19 protein-coding genes are annotated in these 19212 nt (G+C 68.5%); 11 read left to right on the forward strand and 8 right to left on the reverse strand.

Going from position 1 to position 19212, the window contains the following annotated elements; translation table 11 throughout:
- The first annotated feature begins 91 nt into the window (after window positions 1–91).
- From EYE40_RS00120 to EYE40_RS00130, 3 genes are read left to right on the forward strand one after another with little or no spacing between them, the layout of a single operon-like run.
- Window positions 92–796, forward strand: coding sequence for a response regulator transcription factor (locus tag EYE40_RS00120; protein WP_130980038.1), 705 nt, complete (start codon window positions 92–94; stop codon window positions 794–796).
- A complete protein-coding gene (locus EYE40_RS00125) occupies window positions 786–2042 on the forward strand; it encodes a sensor histidine kinase (RefSeq protein WP_130980039.1) in 1257 nt (418 codons plus the stop codon). Before EYE40_RS00120 ends, EYE40_RS00125 begins: the two co-directional genes overlap by 11 nt.
- Window positions 2039–3088 carry a hypothetical protein gene (locus EYE40_RS00130; protein ID WP_240034649.1) on the forward strand — a complete coding sequence of 350 codons (1050 nt, stop codon included), beginning with the start codon at window positions 2039–2041 and terminating at the stop codon, window positions 3086–3088. Before EYE40_RS00125 ends, EYE40_RS00130 begins: the two co-directional genes overlap by 4 nt.
- A gap of 561 nt (window positions 3089–3649) precedes the next feature.
- Here EYE40_RS00130 and EYE40_RS00135 read toward each other — a convergent pair.
- Together EYE40_RS00135 and EYE40_RS00140 are read right to left on the reverse strand one after the other, a co-directional pair.
- Window positions 3650–3898 (reverse strand): acyl-CoA carboxylase subunit epsilon, encoded by a 249-nt coding sequence (locus EYE40_RS00135; protein WP_130980040.1) that lies wholly within the window; start codon window positions 3896–3898, stop codon window positions 3650–3652.
- Window positions 3895–5490 carry an acyl-CoA carboxylase subunit beta gene (locus EYE40_RS00140; RefSeq protein WP_130980041.1) on the reverse strand — a complete coding sequence of 532 codons (1596 nt, stop codon included), beginning with the start codon at window positions 5488–5490 and terminating at the stop codon, window positions 3895–3897. Before EYE40_RS00140 ends, EYE40_RS00135 begins: the two co-directional genes overlap by 4 nt.
- A gap of 76 nt (window positions 5491–5566) precedes the next feature.
- Between EYE40_RS00140 and EYE40_RS00145 the strand changes: the two genes are divergently transcribed.
- A complete protein-coding gene (locus EYE40_RS00145; RefSeq protein ID WP_130980042.1) occupies window positions 5567–6370 on the forward strand; it encodes a biotin--[acetyl-CoA-carboxylase] ligase in 804 nt (267 codons plus the stop codon).
- A 3-nt stretch (window positions 6371–6373) separates the two neighbouring features.
- A complete protein-coding gene (locus EYE40_RS00150; protein ID WP_130980043.1) occupies window positions 6374–6910 on the forward strand; it encodes a PH domain-containing protein in 537 nt (178 codons plus the stop codon).
- On the opposite strand, the gene EYE40_RS00155 is transcribed toward EYE40_RS00150, so the two are convergent.
- On the reverse strand, window positions 6834–7346 hold the full coding sequence (locus tag EYE40_RS00155; RefSeq protein WP_130980044.1) for a GtrA family protein: 513 nt from the start codon (window positions 7344–7346) through the stop codon (window positions 6834–6836). The two genes, EYE40_RS00150 and EYE40_RS00155, sit on opposite strands and share 77 nt — an antisense overlap.
- Before the next feature lie 109 nt (window positions 7347–7455).
- On the opposite strand from EYE40_RS00155, the gene EYE40_RS00160 reads away from it, so the two are divergent.
- Genes EYE40_RS00160 through EYE40_RS00170 form a run of 3 tightly spaced genes read left to right on the forward strand, consistent with a single transcriptional unit; the run spans window position 7456 to window position 10438 of the window.
- The gene (locus EYE40_RS00160; protein WP_130980045.1) at window positions 7456–8574 is read left to right on the forward strand and encodes a 5-(carboxyamino)imidazole ribonucleotide synthase; all 1119 of its coding nucleotides are present in this window, start codon (window positions 7456–7458) and stop codon (window positions 8572–8574) included.
- Window positions 8575–8582: 8 nt separating this feature from the next.
- Window positions 8583–9086 (forward strand): 5-(carboxyamino)imidazole ribonucleotide mutase, encoded by a 504-nt coding sequence (purE, locus tag EYE40_RS00165; protein WP_130980046.1) that lies wholly within the window; start codon window positions 8583–8585, stop codon window positions 9084–9086.
- Window positions 9083–10438, forward strand: a complete 1356-nt coding sequence (locus EYE40_RS00170; RefSeq protein WP_130980047.1) for an LCP family glycopolymer transferase — start codon at window positions 9083–9085, stop codon at window positions 10436–10438. Before purE ends, EYE40_RS00170 begins: the two co-directional genes overlap by 4 nt.
- Here EYE40_RS00170 and EYE40_RS00175 read toward each other — a convergent pair whose 3' ends face one another.
- Genes EYE40_RS00175 through rfbB form a run of 3 tightly spaced genes read right to left on the reverse strand, consistent with a single transcriptional unit; the run spans window position 10439 to window position 13412 of the window.
- On the reverse strand, window positions 10439–11581 hold the full coding sequence (locus EYE40_RS00175) for a glycosyltransferase family 4 protein (RefSeq protein WP_130980048.1): 1143 nt from the start codon (window positions 11579–11581) through the stop codon (window positions 10439–10441).
- A complete protein-coding gene (gene rfbD / locus EYE40_RS00180; protein ID WP_130980049.1) occupies window positions 11578–12432 on the reverse strand; it encodes a dTDP-4-dehydrorhamnose reductase in 855 nt (284 codons plus the stop codon). The genes EYE40_RS00175 and rfbD overlap by 4 nt, the downstream gene beginning before the upstream one ends.
- Entirely contained in the window at window positions 12429–13412 is a 984-nt protein-coding gene (rfbB, locus tag EYE40_RS00185; RefSeq protein WP_130980050.1) for a dTDP-glucose 4,6-dehydratase, read from the reverse strand. Before rfbB ends, rfbD begins: the two co-directional genes overlap by 4 nt.
- Window positions 13413–13522: 110 nt before the next feature.
- On the opposite strand from rfbB, the gene EYE40_RS00190 reads away from it, so the two are divergent.
- Window positions 13523–15532, forward strand: coding sequence for a trypsin-like serine protease (locus EYE40_RS00190; RefSeq protein ID WP_130980051.1), 2010 nt, complete (start codon window positions 13523–13525; stop codon window positions 15530–15532).
- A 32-nt stretch (window positions 15533–15564) separates the two neighbouring features.
- Here EYE40_RS00190 and EYE40_RS00195 read toward each other — a convergent pair whose 3' ends face one another.
- Together EYE40_RS00195 and EYE40_RS00200 are read right to left on the reverse strand one after the other, a co-directional pair.
- Complete coding sequence (locus EYE40_RS00195; protein WP_130980052.1) at window positions 15565–16560, reverse strand: NAD-dependent epimerase/dehydratase family protein; 996 nt, start codon at window positions 16558–16560, stop codon at window positions 15565–15567.
- A 25-nt stretch (window positions 16561–16585) separates the two neighbouring features.
- Window positions 16586–17533 (reverse strand): glycosyltransferase, encoded by a 948-nt coding sequence (locus tag EYE40_RS00200; protein WP_240034650.1) that lies wholly within the window; start codon window positions 17531–17533, stop codon window positions 16586–16588.
- A gap of 60 nt (window positions 17534–17593) precedes the next feature.
- Between EYE40_RS00200 and EYE40_RS00205 the strand changes: the two genes are divergently transcribed.
- A complete protein-coding gene (locus EYE40_RS00205; protein WP_130980053.1) occupies window positions 17594–18559 on the forward strand; it encodes a glycosyltransferase family 2 protein in 966 nt (321 codons plus the stop codon).
- A 43-nt stretch (window positions 18560–18602) separates the two neighbouring features.
- A complete protein-coding gene (locus EYE40_RS00210; RefSeq protein WP_130980054.1) occupies window positions 18603–19208 on the forward strand; it encodes a dTDP-4-dehydrorhamnose 3,5-epimerase family protein in 606 nt (201 codons plus the stop codon).
- The last annotated feature ends 4 nt before the right edge of the window (window positions 19209–19212 follow it).

Consider the following 19212-nt stretch of genomic DNA (forward strand, 5'->3'; position numbering starts at 1 on the left):
CCCGCGTGGGACGCGCCGAGGGGTAGACCAGACAGTACGATGTTGAACATAAGGCCGGGATGTCGAGGTGTCTCCGGAGGAGAGTTGGTGGATGGTGCAGCTGGAAGTCCCGACGCCCCAGGGCGCAGTCTCAGCGGCTACGGTGCGCGTAGCGGTCGTCGATGACCACGAGTCGGTTCGACTCGGACTCAAGGCGGCCTTCCTCGAGGAGGGGTACAGCTTCCTCCTCGCCGCCGCGAACGTGCAGGAGCTCGTCGAGGGCCTCGCCGGCCGCGAGTGCGACGTTGTTGTACTCGACCTGTCGCTCGGCGACGGTTCGAGCGTCACCGACAACGTCAAACGCGTGCAGGCCATGGGCTCGGCAGTACTCGTGCACAGCATCGCCGACCGGGTCGCCAGCGTGCGCGAGGCGCTCGCCGCCGGAGCAGCGGGCGTGATCCCCAAGTCGTCCGCCACCCGCACCGTGATCGCCGCTGCGGCGAGCGTCGCACGCGGCGAAGTGCTCAATAACCTCGAGTGGGCGACCGCGATCGATGCCGACCGCGACTTCGCCAAAGCGCAGCTGGGTCGACGCGAGCGGGAGATCCTGCACCTGTACGCCTCGGGTCTGCCGCTCAAGCTCGCAGCCCAGCAGCTCGGCATCGGCTACTCGACGGCCCGCGAATACCTCGACCGCATCCGGGTGAAGTACGTCGAGGTCGGTCGCCCCGCGCCGACCAAGGTCGACCTGCTCCGTCGTGCCGTCGAGGACGGGATCCTGCCTGGGCTCGACCCGGATGGCGGAGATGGCGACTAGGGCGCCAGCCCTCCGCGGCCTCCCCTCGGGCAAGCCGCAGCGCACGCCCATCAGCCGCACCCAGGTCGAGGCCGTTATCTCGCGCTCGGTCGCGGCTTTCGGTGTGGTCTTCGTTCTGCAGACCTTCCCGCAGTTCGTGGAACAGTCGCATAACGCGCATCCGGTGTGGCTCGTGGCGATCGCCTCGGCCGTGTTCGGCAGTATCTTCGTGGCACTCTCGCTCTCCATGCTCGGTCGCGGGGTGCGCATCGCCCACGCGAGCGTCGCGATCATCTACCTCGTCGGGCTGTGCACCTGGCCGCTCGCGGTCACCGACCCGACCCCTGACCCGCTCGGTCGCCACTGGCTGTACTACCTGTTGACCGTCGCTACGGCGACCGCAGCGATCGGGTTGCCGGCCCGTCTCGCGACCGTCTATCTGTTTGTGGTTCCGACGCTCTACGGGGTGTTCAGGATGTCCGCGGCCGGCGGCTACGGCTCTTGGGAGCAGTCGGTGCTGGATGCGATCTACGCGATGATCCTGGGCGGTGCCATCATCGTGATCATCACCATGCTGCGCGCCGCGGCTGCCGCGGTCGACTCGGCCCAGGCGGCAGCGCTCGACCGCTACTCGCACGCCGTGCGCCAGCACGCCACGGAGGTCGAGCGCGTGCAGGTCGACTCCATCGTGCACGACAGCGTGCTCACGACCCTGCTTTCCGCGGCCCGCGCGTTCACCCCCGAGTCGAAGGCGCTCGCGGCGCGGATGGCGGGCAATGCGATCGGCCACCTGCGCGAGGCCGCGCTCGTGAGCCCCGATGACGGCAGCACGGTACGGATCAGCGCGGTCTCGACCCGCATCACCGAGGTCGCCGCGACGATGGCCGCCCCGTTCGAGGTGCGCACGCGCTCCCTCGCGGCGTGGACGATGCCCGTGCTCGCCGCTGAGGCGCTCTACGCGGCATCGGTGCAAGCGATGCTCAACAGCATCCAGCACGCCGGTGGCGCGCCCTCGGTGCGCCGCTGGGTGACGATCCGTGGCGGAACACCGCACGGCATCGAGATCGAGGTCGGTGACACCGGCGCGGGCTTCTCGCTCATCGACGTGCCGACCGAGCGTCTCGGCGTGCGCGTGTCGATCCTCGAGCGGGTCGCGAACGCGGGCGGCGTCGCCGAGATCGACTCCGTCGCGAACGAGGGCACGGTGGTCACCATCCGCTGGCCGCGCAACGATCCCGCCCCGCCGCTCATCGAGGACGAGCCGTGAGGATCGGGGTGCCCCGCCAGCTGATCGTCGGCATGGCGGCACTCTTCTCGCTCTATCACGTGATCCTCGGCATCTACGCGCTCGGCATCCCGCGCTCGCCGTACCCGATCCTCGTCGCCATGGGCCTCTACCTCGTGGCGACCGTGCTGAGCCTGCTGCCGGGCCGCACGTTCCGCATGCCGATCTGGCTGGCCGCCTTCAACGTGGCCGTCGTTGTCGCCGTCCCGCTGCTGGTGACCCAGGAACTCGACCCCGAGCGTGTGGGCGGCAACGGCTACGCGACCTGGTACGTCGCCGCCATGGGCACGATCATGACGATCACCTCGACGAGGCGCCGCCACCTGTTCGCCTGGATCGGCATAGCGTTCCTCGTGCTGCAGAGTCTCGCCTGGGCCGGGCCCGCTTCGCTCGGCACCCTCGGTGTCATCGGCAGCGTCTCCTGGGTCGCCGTCTCCCACGTGCTCAGTCGGGGCATGGCCAAGGCGACGAAGGACGCCCAGCGCTTCGCTCTCGCCGAGCGCGAGGCGACCGACTGGCAGGCCGCGCAGGAGGCCCACGTCTTCGAGCGGCAGTTCCGTCTCGGGCAAACCAGCTCGAGTGCCCTGCCGATGTTGCGCCGCATCGAGGAGAGCGGTGGCGAGCTCAATGCCCCCGAACGCCTCGAGTGCCTTTTTCTCGAGGGTGCGATTCGGGATGAGATTCGCGGCCGAAAGCTCCTGAGCGACGACGTGCGCGAGGCGGTCCGCCTCGCGCGCCGCCGCGGTGCAACGGTCACCCTCCTCGACGAGGGCGGCCTCGACGACCTCTCCGATCGCGAGCTCGAGCGCGTGCACACCCGTGTCGCGGCTGCGGTGCGTTCGACCGAGGCTGACACTCTCATCGTGCGCACGGCCTCCGAGAGCTCGGAGACCGCCGTCACGGTCGTGGGCCTGCGGAGTGTCTCCGACCCCGCAGCGGACGCCGAGACCGACGGCCTCGGGCACGAGGCCCACGAGGACGACGAGGTTGACCTCTGGCTCGAGATCGCCCGTACCGAGAATTCCTGAGATTCGACCAATCCGACCGGTCGGGGTCACCGAATACGTTCTGGGAATCATGTGTGCGCCAGCGTGGGCGTGGGTCGGAGCGTCCGGGGGGAAGCCGCGAGCGGGATCGATCCGCTGTACGTGACACGCTCGCGACGTGCCTAGAGAAGCGCGGCCCGGGAGGTCACGGGCACGGCATGCGTTTAACGCAAAAAGGCCGGAACGATGTTCCGGCCTTTCGCGAAGATCCGAGTCAGGGCGATAACCCGAATATCGCCCTGACTCGCCCCCAAATTATTAGCCCGCTTACCCTAGTCGGCTAATAACTGGTGATGTAACTCTTACGAGAGACACCTAGCAAGATCTATAGTGCTACGTCGGAACCCCCTCCACAGTCGTCATTTAGGGGGACAGTAGGGGGACAAAAGGGGTCATCGGGGTCAAAAAACCCAGCAATTCATTGGAATCCCGCGCCACACGGCCGCTGATTCCGGGGTACAAACCGTCCAAGTCGGTGCGGATGGTCCGTCTACCCCAACGGGTCTGCACGTAAACAACAGATGTCGCTTCGGATTTCGTTGTTCAGGCCGAAAAACTGCGCCAGGCGCCCTGTCCGGGCGCGATCGTGGAACGGATCGGTCGCTGCGAGATCGCCCACGCGCTCGGCCCGGTGTGGGCGAGGCGTCCCTGCTCCGCGGAGAGCTCGTCGAGCACCCCGGTCAGAACGGCCGTCACCGCGGCAAGCTCGGCGGGAGTCGGGTTGCCCGCGACGATGCGGAACTCGGGAGCCGCGGCATCCGGAGCTGCTTCATGATCTGCAGGCCGGGTCACAGCGGAATGTTCCCGTGCTTCTTGGGCGGCAGCGTCGCGCGCTTGGTGCGCAGCGCCCGCAGCGCCTTGATGACGGCGACGCGGGTGGCCGCGGGCTCGATGACACCGTCGAGCTCTCCGCGCTCGGCAGCGAGGAACGGCGAGGCGACGTTATAGGTGTACTCGTTCGCGAGGCGGGTGCGCACCGCGGCGACGTCCTCGCCGGCGACCTCGGCCGCCTTGATCTCGTTGCGGTAGAGGATGTTGACGGCGCCCTGGCCACCCATGACCGCGATCTCCGCGGTCGGCCAGGCGTAGTTGAGGTCGGCGCCGAGCTGCTTCGACCCCATCACGATGTACGCGCCGCCGTAGGCCTTGCGGGTGATGACCGTCACGAGCGGCACGGTGGCCTCCGCGTAGGCGTAGAGCAGCTTCGCGCCGCGACGGATGACGCCGGTCCACTCCTGGTCGGTGCCGGGCAGGTAGCCGGGCACGTCGACGAGGGTGAGGATCGGGATCGAGAACGCGTCGCAGAAGCGCACGAAACGGGCGGCCTTCTCGCCGGCTTCGATGTTGAGCGTTCCGGCCATGGCGTTCGGCTGGTTCGCGACGATGCCGACCGAGCGGCCCTCGACGCGACCGAAGCCGACCACGATGTTGGGCGCGAACAGCGGCTGCGTCTCGAGGAAGTCGCCGTTGTCGACGATGTGCTCGATGATCGTCTTGACGTCGTACGGCTGGTTGGGGGAGTCGGGGATGATCGTGTTCAGCTTGCGGTCCTCATCGGTGACCTCGAGTTCGACGACGCTCTCGTAGACCGGGTGCTCGGCGAGGTTGTTGTCGGGCAGGAAGCTGATGAGGGAGCGCGCGTAGTCCAGGGCGTCATCCTCGTCGCTCGCGAGGTAGTGCGCAACGCCGGAGATCTTGTTGTGGGTGAGGGCGCCGCCGAGTTCCTCCATGCCGACGTCCTCGCCGGTGACCGTCTTGATGACGTCGGGGCCGGTCACGAACATCTGGCTCGTCTTGTCGACCATGATCACGAAGTCGGTGAGAGCGGGCGAATAGACCGCGCCACCCGCGGCCGGGCCCATGATGATCGATATCTGCGGGATGACGCCCGAGGCCTGCGTGTTGCGACGGAAGATCTCGCCGTACTTGCCGAGGGCGACCACACCCTCCTGGATGCGCGCGCCGCCCGAGTCGAGCATGCCGATGATCGGCACACCCGTCTTGATGGCGTGGTCCATGACCTTGATGATCTTCTCGCCGGCGACCTCGCCGAGCGATCCGCCGAAGATGGTGAAGTCCTGACTGTAGACAGCTACCTGGCGGCCGTGGATCGTGCCGAGACCTGTGACGACCGCGTCGCCGTAGGGCCGCTTGTTCTCCATGCCGAAGGCGTGGGTGCGGTGGCGCACGAACTCGTCGAGCTCGACGAAGGAGCCGTGGTCGAGCAACTCGTTGATGCGCTCGCGCGCCGTCTTCTTGCCCTTGGAGTGCTGCTTCTCGATCGCAGCCTCGCCGCTCGCGGTCACGGCCTCGTGGTAGCGGACCTTGAGATCGGCGAGCTTGCCGGCGGTCGTGGAGATGGGGGGAGTGTTGTCTGCGGTCACGGCTTCACTCTACTGGCCGACTCACGGGCCGGTCCGTTGGCGGATATCTACAGGAATGTGGCCCTAGCCTTGCAGGATGGAGCTTCCGCGCAGCCTCGCCTCGGCGACAGCCCTCGAGATCCTGCCCGTCGCGGGATCGACCAACGACGAGCTCGTGGGCCGTGCGGCGGACCTGCCCGAATTCTCCGTCGTCGTGACCGACAACCAGACCGCGGGGCGAGGCCGCCTCGGCCGGGAGTGGATCGCACCGCCCGGTGCAGCCCTCGCGGTCTCGGTCCTCCTGCGCCCCGTGCTTCCCCATGGCGAACCCCTCGCGCTCGAGCACTACGGCTGGCTCCCGCTGATCTCGGGGCTCGCGATGGCGCGCGCCGTTGCATCCCTTCTGCCACAGGGGGAGGAGCGGGTCGGCCTGAAGTGGCCCAACGACGTGCAGGTGAACGGCGCGAAGGTGTGCGGGATCCTCGCCGAATTACTGCCGACCGCCGACGCCGTGGTCATCGGCGCCGGGCTCAACGTGTCGATGACGCGTGAGCAGCTGCCGATCCCGACCGCGACCTCGCTCGCCCTCTCCGGTGCCACCCTCTCCGGCGATGAGCTGGTGGATGCCGCGCTCTCCCGCTACCTCGACGAACTCCGCTCGCTCTACACGGGTTTTGTGCGCCTCGGGGCGGACGCAGAGGGCAGTGGCCTGCTCGAACTGCTCACCGAGCGCTGCACCACTCTCGGGAAGGAGGTGCTTGTGCACCTCCCCGGGGGTGACGAGCTCCGCGGCACCGCGACCAGCATCGATCGCGCGGGGCGCCTCGTCGTACGCGGGTCACGGGATGGCCACTCCTCGGCTGTCGCCGCCGGTGACGTGACGCATGTGCGGTATGAATGAGGCATGTCGACTGAGGCGAGGGTTCCGGAGGTGGTCGTCGCGCGGCTGCGCCCGCACGCCCGCGCCCTGACCTGGCCGAGCCTCGCCCTGTTCGCCATCGTCGGTGCCTTCTTCTATTTCTTCGGCAGCTTCGCCGAGCTGTGGGCGAATCTCGCGGTCCTGGGTGCTGCGGTGCTCGCGCTGCTGCTGTTCTGGATGCTGCCGCTGCTCAGCTGGCTCGGCCGCCACTACACGATCACCACCCGTCGGATTGTGTTGCGCAGCGGGTTCTTCCTGCGCGTGCGGCAGGAGCTGCTGCACAGTCGCGGCTACGACGTCACGGTGCGCAAGAACGCCCTGCAGAGCATGTTCCGCAGCGGCGACGTGGAGATCAACACGGGGCTCGACCACCCGGTTGTGCTGCGCGATGTGCCCGACGCCGATCTCGTCCAGTCGGCGCTGCACGACCTGATGGAGGCGAGTATCAACCCTGTTGCTGCACGTCGGCAGCAGGAGCAGTCGATCCAGCGGGACGAGACCACCCGATGGGGCGAACGCTGACCCTCTCGCTTCCGCGAAGGGCGCTGAAGACCCACAGCCGGTAGAGCGTGAAGCGGAACGCCGTGCCGAGACCCAGGCCGATGACGTTGGTCGCGATGTTGTCGGCGAGCACCGAGGTGAAGCCGAGGGCGTAGTGCGAGACCCACAGGCAGCCGAGGCTGATGAGCATGCCGCCGACACTCACCACGGCGAACTCGATTCCCTCGCGCAGCCAGTGGCGGCGGCCGACGCTCGCGAACGTCCAGTGCCGGTTGCCCAACCAGTTGGCGACGATGGCGAGGCTCGTGGAGATGATCTTCGCGACGAGCGGTCCCTCGTGCAGGGTGTCGGCGCTCAGCACGGTCAGCACGAGCGCGTTGAACACCGAGACGTCGATGACGAGCCCCACGAGGCCGACAAGACCAAAACGGGTGAGCTGGGCCAGCAGTGCGCGCATGCATCCGTCCGGTCGATAGGCGAGAATAGGGGTTTGTAGCGGTTGGCAGTCTAATCGCCGCAACCAGACCCTTCGCTGAGTGCCGCTCGGCCCGCCCGAAAGGCAGCAGATGACCTTCACTGTCGGAGTTATCGGTGGCGGCCAGCTCGCCCGCATGATGATCCCCGCCGCCGTCAACCTCGGCATCGACATCCGTGTGCTCGCCGAAAACGAAGGAGAATCAGCCGATTTAGCCGTTTCAATGCTCGGTCGGGCCGATTCTGAGGCTGATGTCCTTCGTTTTGCGCAGGGGGTCGACGTGGTGACCTTCGACCACGAGCACGTGCCGCAGCCGATCCTCAAAGCGCTCGTGGGCGCGGGCGTGCGGGTGCATCCCGGCCCTGATGCCCTCCTCTACGCCCAGGACAAGCTGCTGATGCGCGAGAAGCTGAGCGCTCTCGGCCTTCCGGTGCCCGATTGGGCCCGCGTCGCCGATGAGTCGGAGCTCGCCGCCTTCCTCGCCGAGCATGGCGGCATGGGTGTGCTCAAGACGCCCCGCGGCGGCTACGACGGCAAGGGCGTTCGCGTTGTGCGCGCCGCGAGCGAGGCCGCCGACTGGTTCGCCGCCGGTGACCCGCTTCTTGTGGAGGAGCTCGTCGAGTTCCGTCGCGAGCTCGCGCAGCTCGTCGCCCGCCGCCCGTCGGGCGAGATCGCGCTCTGGCCGGTCGTCGAGACCGTGCAGCGCGACGGCGTGTGCGCAGAGGTCATCGCTCCGGCCCCGAACTCCGCCGGCCGTATCGCCGACGTCGCAGCCGATATCGCGACCACCGTGGCCGAGTCCCTCGGCGTGACGGGTGTGCTCGCGGTTGAACTCTTTGAGACGACGGATGACCGGCTCCTCATCAACGAACTGGCCATGCGTCCGCACAACACCGGTCACTTCTCGCTCGATGGTTCGACAACCAGCCAGTTCGAGCAGCACCTCCGGGCCGTGCTCGACCTTCCGCTTGGCGCTACCGGAAGCCGGGAGCCGTGGAGCGTAATGGTCAACATTTTGGGTGGCCCACCCGCCGAGCTCCTCGCCCAGCAGACCGCCATGGCGATGGAGTCGCAGCCGACCGTCAAGTTCCACAACTACGGCAAGGCACCCCGCCCCGGGCGCAAGGTCGGCCACGTCACGGCAGGCGGTGACGACCTCGACGAGGTGGTGTACCGCGCGCGTGCCGCGGCAGCTTTTTTCGAGGACTGAGACGTACCATGGTCACCGTGCCTAGCCCCCTCGTCGCCGTTGTAATGGGATCCGACTCCGATTGGAGCGTGATGGCGGACGCCGCCGCGGCCCTCACCGAGTTCGGTATCGGCCACGAAGTCGAGGTCGTTTCCGCCCATCGCACACCCGAGCGGATGATCGCGTTCGGACGTGAGGCTGCGGCCCGGGGCATCCGGGTCATCATCGCCGGAGCGGGCGGTGCCGCGCACCTGCCGGGCATGCTCGCGTCGGTGACCACCCTGCCCGTGATCGGCGTGCCCGTCGCCCTCGCGAGGCTGGACGGCCTCGACTCCCTGCTCTCGATCGTGCAGATGCCGGCGGGCGTTCCGGTCGCCACCGTGTCGATCAACGGTGCACGCAACGCGGGCCTGCTCGCCGCGCGCATCCTCTCCACCAGCGACAACGCGCTCGCCGACGCGCTCTCGACGTACGCGAGGAGCCTCGAGCAGATGGTTGCCGACAAGAACGCGGCGCTGCAGAAGAGCCTGTGACGACGACGAATCCGGTCCGGTTTCCGGACACGAGCTCACGCGAGGGGATGACCCGTCGCGGCTGGTGGCTTGTCGTCCTCAACTTCCTGATCCCCGGCTCTGCGCAGCTGCTCGCGGGCAACCGCCGGCTCGGACGCTTCGCGGTCGGCGCGACCTTCACCCTGTGGGCTGTGCTGCTGGTCGCGGTGATCCTCTGGTTCGCGGCTCGATTCGTTGTGCTCACGATCGCCACGAACTCGATCGCCCTCACCGTCGCGCAGGTCGTGCTCCTCTTCTACGGGGTGCTGTGGGTCGTGCTCACCCTGGATACGCTGCGCCTCGTGCGTCTGGTGCGCACCGCTCCGGTGGCTCGCGGCTTCATCGCGGGCATCGCGGCCCTTGTGCTGGTGGGCCTCGTCAGTTCCGCAGGCTATGGCGTCGTGGTGACCGGAACGGCTCGAGGCCTTTTAGGCGACGTGTTTTCGGGGACCACCATCGCACCACCGGTAGAGGGGCGCTACAACATTCTCGTGCTCGGTGGCGATGCAGGCGAGGACCGCATGGGCCTGCGCCCCGACAGCATCTCCATCATGAGCATCGACGCGGCCTCGGGTGCGGCGACCATGATCGGCATCCCACGCAACCTCCAGCGCGTGACCTTCGCCGAGGATTCGCCGATGCACGAGGTCTTTCCAACCGGCTATGACTGCGGCCCCGAATGCCTCGTGAGCTACCTGTACACCTACGGCGAGGAGCACGCCGACCTCTACCCGGACGCGCTCGACAACAGCAGTCACGCGGGCATCGAGGCGATGCGGGATGCAGCGGAATCGGTGACCGGGCTGGAATTGCAGTACTACGTGCTCATCGACATGGCCGGCTTCAAGAACCTGATCGATGCTCTGGGTGGCATCGACGTCGTCTCGCCCAACCGCTACCCGATCGGCGGCAGCGACGGTTCGGATGAACCTGAGGCACCGCCCGTCGACTGGATTCCCAAGGGCGAGGTGCACCTGAGCGGCTACTCGGCGCTCTGGTACGCGCGAGCCCGCCACGGGTTCACCGACTACGACCGCATGCAGCGCCAGCGCCAGGTGCAGGAGGCGATCCTCGCGCAGGCGGAGCCCGCGACGATCCTCGCCAAGTTCCAGGCGGTGGCGCAGGCGTCATCCGAGGCCGCGTCCACCGACATCCCGCAGGGAATGCTGCCCTATTTCGTCGAGCTCGCGGGCAAGGCCAAGTCGCAGCCGATCACGTCACTCAACCTGGTTCCGGAGGCGGGGGTGAACGTCATCCACCCCGATTTCGTGTCGATCCACCAGATGGTGCAGGATGCGCTCAGCAGCTCGACGCCAACGCCCGACCCCCAGTAACTACAGGTCGGCGTGCAGCTGCCAGACCTTCTCGGCGGCGGCCTGCCAGGTGAAGAGACCGGCGCGATCACGACCGTAGGTGCCGAGGCGCTGCTGCAGGTCGTGGTCGTGCGCGACGTGGTTGATCGCGTCGAGCAGGCGCTGCGGGTAGCCGTCGCCCTCGAGCTCGACTCCGTAGCCTGCTTCGCCCGCGACCTCGACGAGCGCGGGTGCGTCCGAGTGCACAACGGGAGTGCCGAAGTGGAACGCCTCGAGCATCGGCAGGCCGAAGCCCTCAGCGAGCGTCGGGAAGACGAGCATCACCGCGCGGTCGAGGACCACGGAGAGGTCCTCGTCGCTCAGGGCGCCGAGAGCGCGCACGCGTCCCTCGGGCAGACCGGCCTCGGCGGCGGCCGCGGAGACGGAGCCATCGCCCTCTTCCGCCTCGGAGTCGGGTCCGACCACGAGCAGCGGAAGGTCAGTGGCTCCGGGCAGCGCGAGGGCCGCGAGCAGCTGGTCGATTCCGCGGCGTGACTCGAGCCCGCCGATGGTGAGCAGGTAGCGGTCGGGGAGGCCCAGGCGGGCGGCACGGGCATCCGCATCGGGCTGCACGGTGAGGCGGGAACCGACGGCCCCGCCGACAACGCGGAGGCGATCGCCGAAGTCGTGGATCTCGCTCAGCTGCACGGCGACGGCGTGGGTCGGAACCACAACGGCGTCGGCGTACTTGAAGGCACGTTGTGCCATGGCCTTGTGCCAGGCGACGCGGCGGGCGGGCAGCGAGTCGGGGTGCGTCCAGGCCACGACGTCGTGGATGGTGACCGCGATCTGGTGGCCGTCGTGCAGGCGGTCGTGACGGGAGAGTGGGGCGAGCAGGCTCGGAGCGTGGATCATTCCGCCGCCGGGAACCCGTGTGAAGCCGTGCTGCCAGGCCGTCACGAGCTCGCGACGGGCGAGGCTCGACTTGTACAGACCCTTGAGCCCCGGGAGCCGGTCGCCGATGACGTTGTACTCGGGCTCGGTCGACGCTGCGACGATGCCCTCGACCGTGCAGTTCAGGGGAGCGTGCACGATGAGGGCGCGGGCGAGTTCCTCGGTGTAGCGCGAGATGCCGTTCGGCACCGGCGCGAGCATGTCGTCGAGAATGATGCGCAGGGTTGTCATGGTGCTCCCAAAGCTCCTGAGGCGAAGGCGGCGTCCAGGGCGGAACGCCAGTCGCGCATGGGGGTAAGTCCGGCGGCCGTCCAGGCGTTGTGCCCGAGCACAGAGTACGCGGGTCTCGGGGCCGGGCGCGTGAACTGCGAGCTGTCTGTGGGTGTGACGCGCTCGGGATCGAGCCCGGCGCGCTCGAAGATGGCGCGCGCGAAGTCGAACCAGCTCGCCTGTCCGGCGTTGGTGCCGTGCCAGGTTCCGTTCGGCACGCCCGAGTCGAGCAGGCGCACGGTCTGCTCGGCGAGGTCGCGGGTGAAGGTCGGCTGCCCGACCTGGTCGGCCACGACCGACAGTGTTTCGCGCTCGGTGGCGAGGCGCAGGATGGTCTTCGCGAAGTTGCCGCCCCCTGCTCCATAGAGCCAGGCGGTGCGGATGACGTGACTGCGCGCACCGTTCGCCTCGCGCACGAGTCGCTCGCCTTCGGCCTTGCCGCGCCCGTACGCGGAGACGGGGGCCAGCGGGTGATCCTCGGCGTAGGGCTCCGAGGCCGTGCCGTCGAAGACGTAGTCGGTCGAGTACTGCACGAGCGTCGCGCCGATGGCCGCGGCTGCCGTCGCGAGCACGCCGGCACCCGTCGCGTTCACGAGGGTTGCGGCGGGTTCATCCGTCTCGGCATCATCGACGCGCGTGTAGGCGGAAGCGTTGAGGATCACGTCGTGACCCGCGACGGCAACGGCGACAGCGGCGGAGTCGGTCACGTCGAGGTCGGCGCGGGTGAGCGCGGTGACCTCACGACCATCAAGGGCCGCGACCAGGTCGGTGCCCAGCATTCCGGCTGCGCCGGTGATCAGGTAGCGGGTCACAGCGCGGCGCGGTCCTTCAGCGGTTCCCACCACTCGCGGTTGTCGCGATACCACTGCACCACGTCGGCGAGGCCCTGGGCGAAGGGCACCTGCGGCTCGTAGCCCAGCTCGGCCCGGATCTTGGAGATGTCGACGCTGTAGCGCAGGTCGTGGCCGAGGCGGTCGGCGACGCGGTCGACGTACGACCAGTCCTTGCCGGTCGCCTCGAGCAGCATCTCGGTGAGCTCCTTGTTGGTGAGCTCGGTTCCGCCGCCGATGTTGTAGATCTCCCCGGCCCGACCGCCGACCAGTACCATCGCGATGCCACGGGTGTGGTCGTCGACGTGCAACCAGTCGCGGATGTTGTTTCCCTCGCCGTAGAGGGGAACGTGCTTGTCGTCGATCAGGTTCGTGACGAACAGCGGGATGACCTTCTCGGGGAAGTGGAAGGGGCCGTAGTTGTTCGAGCAGCGGGTGATCGACACGTTGAGGCCGTGGGTGCGGAAGTAGCTGCGCGCGAGCAGGTCGCTGCCGGCCTTCGACGCGGAGTACGGCGAGTTCGGCTCGAGCGGACGCTGTTCATCCCAGCTGCCCTCGGCGATCGAGCCGTATACCTCGTCGGTGGAGACGTGCACAAAACGCTTGAGGTTGCTGCGGAGGGCGGCATCCAGCAGCTTCTGCGTGCCGAGCACATTGGTCTCGACGAAGATGCTCGCGTCGCGCACGGAACGGTCGACGTGCGACTCCGCGGCGAAGTGAACGACCGCGTCAACGGTGGGCAGCAACGCGTCGAGCATGACCTCGTCGCGGATGTCGCCCTGCACGAACCGGTAGCGGGGGGAGTCGGCAACCGAGGCGAGATTCTCGAGGTTTCCGGAGTAGGTGAGTGCGTCGAGCACCACCACCTCGGCGCCCTCGAGGCCCGGATACGCGTCTTCGAGCGTGCGTCGCACGAAGTTGGACCCGATGAATCCGGCGCCGCCGGTGACCAATATCTTCACCGCACGAGTCTATCGGGGCCGTTCGGGGGACTGGCGCGTGCGGCCGGGCACACGCATAATGATCAGAACGGGCGCGTGGGGTGCCCGAAACGACAGCGCCGGGGGGCACCGTGTCGGTTTTCAGGGGGCTCGTCGGCACCTTCGCCGTGGGCGCGCTCGCGCTCGGCTCGCTCTGCCTGCCCGCCGTGGCGATGGCGGATGACGCGGCGCCCGTCATGGCGGACTACCCTGCCTCCGAGTTCCGCGCCGAGGCCGCAGCACTCCCCGACGAGCTCGTCGAGGCGCTCGCCGACAACCCCGGAATCTCCGGTGCCGAGTACCTCGCCCAGGCCCAGGCCGGCATCGACGCGGCGGCCGTTCTCGAGTCGCTGGAGTCCGACGGCGTCACTGTTCTCGGTTCGAGACTGGATGACGCGACCCTCGTGGTCAACGTCGCGACGGCGGCAGACGCCTCAGCCGTGGCCGCGACCGGCGCGACAGCGGATCTCGGCGCCCCGTCGACGCTCGACTTCGATGTGCCGGACATCGAGCTCAAGGCTGGGCCGGAGCTGCGCGGCGGACAGGCTTTCTACTACCAGTCGGGCGCGGGCATGTACCGCTGCTCGATCGGCTTCACCGGCTATGCGGTCGCGACGGGGGCGCGCCAGCTCTCGACCGCCGGACACTGCCAGAACGACGGCAGTCACCGCAGCGGCTACTACACCTTCCTCGACCAGTCCGCGCCCGGCTCGGGCTTCAGCTTCACGACGAAGAACATCGGCAAGACCGTGGCCGGGACCTTCCGCCTCGGCAACGGCTACGACGCCGGCGTGATGACCGTCTCGAGTGCGTTCACGCCGCTGCCCGAGTTCGAGACCTGGGGTGAGAGCAGCGGGTCGGCCGCGATCCTCGACCGGGTTCCCGCCATCAAGGGCGCGACGGTCTGCAAGTCGGGGGCGACCACCGGCTGGACCTGTGGCGAGATCCTCGAGGTCGACTACGCGCAGTCCGTCGGCGGCGTGACCGGCAAGATCAACAGCATCGTCACCAACGCCTGCATGCTGGGCGGCGACAGCGGCGGACCGGCGCTGATGGGCAACGCAGCTATCGGCATCAATTCGTGGGGGTCCGCGGTGCACTGCGGCGACCCGTGGACGCCGCAGAACACCGACGGCGACATCGCCGGCTTCTTCCCGCTCGACTCGGTCAAGGCCGGCGCGGCGTCCGCGCAGCGCCAGTTCGGGTCGAAGTTCGAGATCGGCGTCGCCGTCGGCAGCGCGCAGGTCACTCCCGCCACGAGCGTCGAATACGACGGCGTGATCAGCGGCACCCTGGCGAACGGCAACATCCGCCACAACGTCGCCCTGTTCGTCGACGGCGGAACCACCGCCTACACCGGCGCGGTCGGCCCCGACGGATCCTGGAGCGTGCGCATCCGCGGCATCAGCCCGGGCGACCACACGGTTCGGGCACGCGGCGGCTTCGGATCGTGGTCGAAGGGCGCGCTGAGCGCTCCAGTAGCGGTCACCGTCGAGGCGCCTCCGCTGTACGCGGTGCTCGAGAGTGATTCGCCGATTCCGGGCGCCGTCGCCCTGTCGCAGTCCGATTTCGGCACCGCGCCCGTCGTCTACCTGACCACTAACGCATCGACGGCTGACACTCTCGCCGCGATCTCCGCCGCGTCCCGCTCGGGCGGACCCGTGCTGCTGACACCCGCCGACGCGCTGCCGGGAGTCGTGGCATCCGAGATCCTGCGGCTCGCCCCGGAGCGCATCGTCATCGCGGGCGACGCGACAGCCGTCACCGACGCTCTCGTCAAGCGGCTCTACTCCCTTGCCCCGACAGTGGTGAGGATGGCGCGGCCGCAACTCGACGCCGTGACGCTGTCCGCCGCCCTGGGCGCGCCGTTCAGCCTCGCGAGTGCTACGCAGGTCTACGCGGCCAACGGGGTCGTCACGCCGGAGCCCGACACCGCCGCACCGGTCGCCCCCGCCGTGAAGGCACCCCAGGCGCCGAGCGCGCCGGCCGTCGTTACCCCGACCGCGGTCGTCGGAACCGCTGCGACGCCGGTCGTCATCCGGAGCTTTGTGTTCATGCTCGGAATCGAACGCGACCCGAGGATCGAGCCGCTGCGCCGCTAGCTATCAGTTCTTGTCGTGCGCGAGCGGGTGCGTCACTGCTTGTCGTGCGCGAGCGGGTGCGTCGACGAGGCGAGCTGCGGGAACTCCGCGGCCAGGGTGCGCACGAGAGACTCCTTGAGGGAGTAGCGCGGGGTGAAGCCGGTTGCCGCGAGGCGCTCGGTGCTGACCGTCGTCTCCGCCGCGAACTTGCGCATGCGGATCGCGCTGATCGGGAAGGTGCGGCGGGTGACCTTGCCGGCAAGGTCGAAGACGTGCCCGGCGAAGACACCGACCGGAAGCGGCAGCACGATGCGCGAACCCTGGGTACGTCCGAGGGTCTCGCGCAATAGGGCGACGAGCTCCTTGGTGCTGAGGTCCGGCTTGTCGGCGAAGTTGGTGAGGTGCACACCCGCGGGAGCGTTCAGGCGGTCGGCGAGGAACTCGACGATGTTGCCGACGTAGGACATCGACTTGCGGTTGTCGCCCTTGCCGACCTGCAGGAACCGCCCGGAGGCGACCTGCGCGGCGAGGGTGTGCACGTTGCCGCGATTGCCCTCACCGAATACGACGGACGGGCGGATGATCGCGAGCGAGCGCTCGGGATCCTCCGCGGCCCAGGCGCCGAAGATCTGCTCGGCGGCGAGCTTGGTGCGGCCGTACTCGTTGAACGGCTCCGGCTCCCAGGTCTCGTCGGGGTTCACCTTGTCGAGACCGTAGACGGCCACCGAGCTCGTGAACACGATCCGGGTGATGCCGTTGGCGACCGCTGCTGCGACCACGGCTGACGCACCGTCGACGTTGACCTCGGTGTAGCGGGAAAGCGGCTGCACGTCATCCCGGTGTTCGGCGGCGAGGTTGACGATTGCGTCATGGTCGGCGCTCGCGGCGATGAGCTCGTCGACGGAGCGCACATCACCCTCGATGCACGTGACGCGGGGCTTCTCGGATACGGCGCGGTCGAAGTTGGTGACCTCGTTGCCGCGCTCGAGCAGGGCTTCGATGAGGCGTGAGCCGATGAATCCGCTCCCACCGATAACGAGGACTCTCATGGGGTACTCCGCTGCTTCCGCCGACTCACCAGATGCCCAATGCAACCAGTGTTCCAATTATCGCCCGGTCGCGGCTGCGCCTGCGCAGCTGGCCGGCGACACCGAGCAGAGCGACCCGACCGGATGGGCCGGTTCGCTCAAAGAGATCGAGCATGCGCTCGAGGCCGGGGCGAGTGCTGTCGCTCGCGACTGCCAGACCCGCGCGGGCGAGCAGTGTCGCCTCGCCGCGGTGCCACCGGTTGCCGATCAGGCCCAGCCGGCGCTTCGCGGAGGCGGCGCCGAGGTTGGCGCCCATCGCGTTGCTGCCGTGCTGGCGGTAGTCCACCGAGGGCGCGTCGTCGATGACCCAGTTCCACCCGCGCGCGCGGCACAGCACGTAGAGCAGCCAGTCGTGGAAGTCGGCGCGGCTGGCATCAGACTCGGGATCGGCGAGCTGCTGCTGCGCGAGGGTGACGAGGCGGTTACTCATGAGGAAGGTGCAGCCCGGGCCGGGGCTCTCGAGCAGGTAGTCGAACTCGCGCTGCGGGTAACTCTTGCGTACCAGCTCGCGCGGCCCGCCCTCGGAGAACGCGGTGACGTCGGAGGAGACGCCGTCGGCGCCGGCCGCGAGCAACTCGGCGTGACGAGCGAGCTTGCCGGGGAGCCAGACGTCATCCTGATCGGCGAAAGCCACGAGTCCGGCATCGGTGAAGTCGACGCGGCGCAGGAGCCGGTAGAAGTTCGCGGCGGCACCGCCCGCGGGCGTCGGGTCGGTGAGGATCGTGAGGCGCGGGTCGCTCGCCGCGCGGGCTTCGAGCAGGGCGACGGTCGTGTCGGTCGAGGCGTCGTCCAGGGCGATCACCCTCACCTCGACGCCGGTCTGGGCGAGGATCGTGTCGAGCTGCTCGTCGATCCAGCGAGCCCCGTTGTGCGTCGCGAGGAGCACGGTGACCCGCGGGATGGCAGGCGCGGCGGCAGGAGTCGAGTTAGGCACGGTAGGGCAATTCTATCTCGACGGGAGAGTCGGCCTCGCGGGGCTGGCTAGGCTGGGCGCGTGAAGATCTCGGTGGCGCTGTGCACGCACAACGGTGCCGCGTATGTGGCACAACAGGTCGAGAGCATCCTCGCCCAGACGCTGCAACCCAGCCAGATCGTGCTGTCGGATGACGCCTCGACGGACAGCACCGTCGCGATCGTGCGCGAGCTTGTGGAGCGTCATCCACACATCGCGTTCACCGTCTTTGAGAACAACCCGGCCCTGCGGGTGACCAAGAACTTCGAGCAGGCGATGCTCGCCTCGACCGGCGACCTCGTCGCATTGAGTGACCAGGATGACGTCTGGCATCCCGAGCGCCTCGCGACCATCGCCGCCCTCTTCGAGCAGCGCCCCGAGGTGCTGCTCGTGCACTCCGACGCGAGCCTCGTCGACGGCGAGGGTGCACCGCTCGGAACGGGGCTGTTCGAGTCGCTCGAGATCGCCGACTCCGAGCTCGAGGCCATCGACGACGGCCGCACCCTCGACGTACTGCTGCGCCGCAATGTGGTCACGGGTGCTACAACGGTCGTGCGCCGCGAACTCGTAGCCACCGCTGCGCCGTTCCCGGAGAGCTGGGTGCACGACGAATGGCTCGCCGCGATCGCCGCAGCCACCGGGCGTACCGCCGTGATCCGCGCGCAGCTCGTCGACTACCGTCAGCACGGTGCCAACCAGATCGGGGCGCGCCGCCTGAGTGCGCTCGAGAAGGCCCGCAAGCTGGGCGTGCCGCGCGAGGAACGCAACCGGGGGCTCGTCGCGCGGGCATCCGACCTGGTGCAGCAGCTCGAGGCGCTCGACGTGACCGCCGAGGTACTGCAGAAGGCGCGTGCCAAGCTCGCCCACGAGCGCGCACGGTACGCGTTGCCGGCGTTCCGGCTTGCGCGCGTGGCATCCACTGTTCGCGCACTGGCTCGCGGCGACTACAACCGGTACAGCCGCGGCACCCTGGACGCGGTGCGCGACCTCGTGCAGCCCGCGCGCTGACCCCTCAACGAGCTCCGGGACCGCCCCCGGTAGGATTCATCCCGTGCAGATCCGCGAACTGAGCATCCCCGACGCCTTTGAGATCACCCCGATCCAGCGGGCCGACGACCGCGGAATTTTTCTCGAGTGGTACCGCTTCGATCGCCTCGAGGAACAGGTCGGCCACCCGCTGACGCTGCGCCAGGCCAACACCTCGGTGTCCCGCAAGGGTGTGGTGCGCGGCATCCACTTCGCCGACGTGCCGCTCGGCCAGGCCAAGTACGTGACTGCCCCGCACGGCGCTGTGCTCGACTACATCATCGACGTGCGCGTCGGCTCGCCGACCTTCGGCCAGTGGGACTCCGTGCTTCTGGATGACGTCGACCGCAAAGCCGTGTACCTCGCCGAGGGTCTCGGCCACTGCTTCGTCGCCCTCACCGAGGGCGCGACGGTGAGCTACCTCGTCTCCGACGTCTACAGCCCCACCCGCGAGCACGGCATCAACCCCCTCGACCCCGACGTGAACCTCGTCTTCCCGGAGGCGGCGGGCGAACCGCTGCTCTCGCCCAAGGACCTGGAGGCCCCGTCCCTCGCCGAGGCGCAAGCGAGCGGGCTGCTGCCGCAGTACTCCGACGTGACCGCCTTCTACGACACCCTGAGAGCTGGTTAGACTC

The sequence above is a fragment of the Glaciihabitans arcticus genome (assembly GCF_004310685.1).
GTDB classification, from domain to species: domain Bacteria; phylum Actinomycetota; class Actinomycetes; order Actinomycetales; family Microbacteriaceae; genus Conyzicola; species Conyzicola arctica.